Here is a 401-nt window from a genome sequence, read left to right as displayed (position 1 = left end):
CTCATGAGCTGGACAGGTCGTTTGAGCGATGTTTATACCTTGATTCATGAAATCGGGCATTCTGGTCAATTTATCTTTTCAGATAATCACCAAAGTTACTTCAATGCCCACATGTCGACCTACTATGTCGAAGCACCGTCAACCTTCAATGAATTGCTTCTCAGCGATTACTTGGAACACCAATCTGATGATCCACGTCAGAAACGCTTCGCTCTTGCCCACCGCTTGACAGATACCTATTTCCATAACTTTATTACCCACCTTTTGGAAGCAGCCTTCCAACGTAAGGTGTATACACTGATTGAAGAAGGAGAAACCTTTGGGGCAAGCAAACTCAACAGTATTATGCAGGAAGTTTTGACCGATTTCTGGGGAGATGCTATTGAGATTGATGATGATGC

At 43.1% G+C, this 401-nt stretch carries 1 protein-coding gene; it reads left to right on the top strand.

Annotated features, from left to right (window positions below; genetic code table 11):
• On the top strand, positions 1 to 401 hold a 401-nt coding region (locus HMPREF2728_RS05675; RefSeq protein WP_148130277.1), incomplete at both ends, for a M3 family metallopeptidase.

This window comes from Streptococcus sp. HMSC061D10, from assembly GCF_001808865.1.
Classification (GTDB): Bacteria; Bacillota; Bacilli; order Lactobacillales; family Streptococcaceae; genus Streptococcus.
The sequence above is the reverse complement of the archived record's forward strand: the minus strand, read 5'-3'. Positions and strand labels throughout refer to the sequence as shown.